Genomic DNA, 3130 nt, shown 5'->3' with positions numbered 1-3130 from the left:
AAGGGGGGAACAAGGCGTTTGGCGTCTTGCGTTTGGCTATCAGCTATCGGCTATCGGCGTTCAGCGCCGGACACACGACCCCCTAAGCTGAAAAAGCCATGTACGCTCGCCTCATCCCCACCCCCTTCGGCCCGCTCTACGCCGAAGCCAGCGACCGGGGCCTGACCTCGGTGCGGCTGCTGGTGCTGGCCGAGGGCTTCCCCGAACGGGAACACCCGCTGCTCGAGCGCCTCGCCGCCCGGGTCGAGCGCTACTTCCGGGGCGAGCCCGAGATGTTCCTCGACCTTCCCCTCGACTACGGCGACCTCCCCCCCGCGCGGGCGGCCCTGTACGAGCGCGTGCGGCAGGTGCCCTTCGGCCAGACGACCAGCTACGGGGCTCTGGCCCGCGAGCTCGGCCTGTCGGCCCGGTGGGTGGGGGCGGGGATGCGGTCGTGCCCCTTCTTCCTGGTAGTGCCCGCCCAGCGGGTCATCCACGCCGACGGGCGGTTGGGCGGCTTCATGGGCGCGGAGGGGCTCAAGCTGCGGCTGCTGGTGCACGAGGGCCTCGAGGCCGGCCGGTTCCGCTGAGCGCCCCCGGGACGCGGTCAGGTGTCCGTGGGAAGGGCGGTCAGACCTTGCGCTTGATGCCGGAGAGGGCGTCGAGCAAGTCCTCCTCACTGAAGGGCTTGGGGATGTGCCCGACCCGCGCGCTGCGCACCCAGAAGCCCCGCGGCGGCTCCTCGGACACCGCCCAGATGGGCACGAAGCGGCCGTCGGGCGAGGCCCGCAGTTGCCGCACGCGCTCGGCGAGGTCGCGCACCTGGAGGATCACGGCCTGGGGCTTGTGGTGCTCGAGCATGCGCCGGGCCGAGTCGGGGTCGTGGGGCATCACCACCCGGTAGCGCGAGCGCTCGAGGGTCACCAGCAGCAGGCGCCGCACCAGCGAGGACTCGGCCACCACCAGGATCAGGGGGTCGGTGGGCCGGATCTCGGCCTCGCCCAGCAGGCCCCGGCTCTGCAGCTCGTAGAGCAGATGGTAGACCTGGGTCTCGGGGAGGTCGGACTCCAGCGCGATCGAGCGGGCCCGCTTGAGCCCGTCCACCAGCTCGAGCACGCTCCAGGCCTCGGTGGAGAGCGCGTGGCGGGTGGGGTCGCTCACCACCCGCAGCACCGCCTCGGGCCGCACCTTGCCCCGCCGCCACTCGTCCAACCGCCGCGCCGCCTCGAAGAGCACCGCGCTGGTGTCGAGCATCTCCGGCAGCACCACCTGCGAGGCGTTCTCGCTGATGGCCTCGGCCAGGATGTCGCCCGTGCGCTGGGCCAGCAGGGTCGCCAGCGCCTCCATCACCTGGGCGTTGAGCGCCTCGCGCAGGTCGCCCGGCTCGAGCAGGCCCATCCTCAGGGCGAGCTGCCCCAGCGGGGTGCCCGGGTTCTCCCGTTCCTGGCGCAGCACGAGCTCCTGGGTCTGCTCGAGGGTCAGGTACTCCAGCCGCACTAAGTACTCCCCCAGGTGCGGCCCCGGGTCGGTGGAGGCGTACAGCAGTTGCCCGTCCCGCAGGTGCACCCGCCCGATCACGTCCTCACAGCGCACCGTGACCACGGCATTGGCCCGGTTGGCCTCGAGGGCCCGCAAAAGGTCGCTCAGTTCGATTTCGCCAATTCGTGCACGGATCACGCTGACTTTCATGCTACACGGCGGCGTGGCGTGGCATGAGGGAACGTGAACATAGGGTCAATGGTCGATGGTCGATAGCCAATAGCCGATAGCGGATAGCCGAACGTGCAGCGCGGGTCGTACGTCGTACGCGAGACGCAAAACGCTAAACGCAAAACGCCATGTTCCCCCCTTAGCAAGGGGGGCTGGGGGGGATATTCCCTCCCGCCGACGGGGCGGGGTTTCACCACGAGCCACCAGCCTCTCGCTGACCGCTGACGGCTGATGGCTGACGGCTTAAAACCTCACTCGAACAACCGCTGCTCCGGCAGGGGATACCCCATGTGCTTGTAGGCTCGCTCGGTGGCGACGCGGCCGCGGAAGGTGCGCTTGATGAGGCCGAGCTGGATCAGGAAGGGTTCGTGGACTTCCTCGAGGGTCTCCGAGTCTTCCGAGACGGCGGTGGCGAGGGTTTCCAGGCCCACCGGGCCGCCGGCGAAGCGCTCGATGATGGTGCTGAGGATGAAGCGGTCGCGGCTGTCGAGGCCCAGGGGGTCGAGGCCCAGGGCGTCGAGGGCGGCCTTGGTGCGCTCGAGGCTCACGCTCTGCTCGCCGCTGACCTCGGCGAAGTCGCGCACGCGGCGGAAGAGGCGCTTGGCGATGCGCATGGTGCCGCGGCTGCGCCGCCCGATCTCCAGCGCGGCCTCGGGCTCGAGCTCCAGCCCCAGCATGCGGGCGTCGCGGGTCACGCCCTGGGCCAGCTCGGCCTCGGTGTAGAACTCGAGGTGCTCGATGATGCCGAAGCGGCTGCGCAGGGGGCTCGAAAGCAACCCCTGGCGCGTGGTCGCGCCGATGAGGGTGAAGCGCGGCAGGTCGAGGCGCAGGGTGCGGGCGGCGGGGCCCTGCCCGATGACGATGTCGATCTTGAAGTCCTCCATCGCCGGGTAGAGGTGCTCCTCCGCCGAGCGCGAGAGGCGGTGGATCTCGTCGATGAAGAGGATGTCGCCCTCCTCGAGGCTGTTGGTGAGGATGGCGGCGAGGTCGCCGGGCTTCTCGATGGCCGGGCCGCTGGTGACGCGGATGTTGACCCCCAGCTCGTACGCGATGACGTGCGCCAGGGTGGTCTTGCCCAGCCCCGGCGGGCCGAACAGCAACAGGTGGTCGAGGGCCTCCTCCCGGTTCTTGGCCGCCTCGAGGTAGACCTGCAGCTTCTTCTTGAGCTTGCCCTGGCCGACGTAGTCCTCGAGCCGCCGCGGCCGCAGGGTCAGATCGCTTTCCACGACACCCATCATATCTTGTCCAGTATATTACGTTTATAGCGAAATTGGGAATGTGGGTTTAGGTCGATAGTCGATGGTCGATAGCCGATAGCCGATAGCCAAACGCTCAACGTGGGTCGTACGTCCTACGTCGTACGCAATACGCGAAATGCAATACGCCTTGTCACCCCCCTTAGCAAGGGGGGCCGGGGGGGATAAACCCTCCCCGCGCGCGG

The 3130-nt window shown here is 68.9% G+C and carries 3 protein-coding genes; 1 reads left to right on the top strand and 2 read right to left on the bottom strand.

Going from position 1 to position 3130, the window contains the following annotated elements; genetic code table 11:
* Window positions 1-98 precede the first annotated feature (98 nt).
* Entirely contained in the window at window positions 99-569 is a 471-nt protein-coding gene (locus tag MEICH_RS0119685) for a methylated-DNA--[protein]-cysteine S-methyltransferase (RefSeq protein WP_027894014.1), read from the top strand.
* Window positions 570-609: 40 nt separating this feature from the next.
* On the opposite strand, the gene MEICH_RS0119680 is transcribed toward MEICH_RS0119685, so the two are convergent.
* Both MEICH_RS0119680 and ruvB read right to left on the bottom strand, forming a co-directional pair.
* The gene (locus MEICH_RS0119680) at window positions 610-1656 is read right to left on the bottom strand and encodes a response regulator (RefSeq protein WP_027894013.1); all 1047 of its coding nucleotides are present in this window, start codon (window positions 1654-1656) and stop codon (window positions 610-612) included.
* Window positions 1657-1940: 284 nt separating this feature from the next.
* Entirely contained in the window at window positions 1941-2927 is a 987-nt protein-coding gene (gene ruvB / locus MEICH_RS0119675; protein ID WP_036219754.1) for a Holliday junction branch migration DNA helicase RuvB, read from the bottom strand.
* Window positions 2928-3130: the final 203 nt, after the last annotated feature.

Source organism: Calidithermus chliarophilus DSM 9957, assembly GCF_000430045.1.
Classification (GTDB): domain Bacteria; phylum Deinococcota; class Deinococci; order Deinococcales; family Thermaceae; genus Calidithermus; species Calidithermus chliarophilus.
This window is presented reverse-complemented; position numbering and strand designations above follow the sequence as displayed.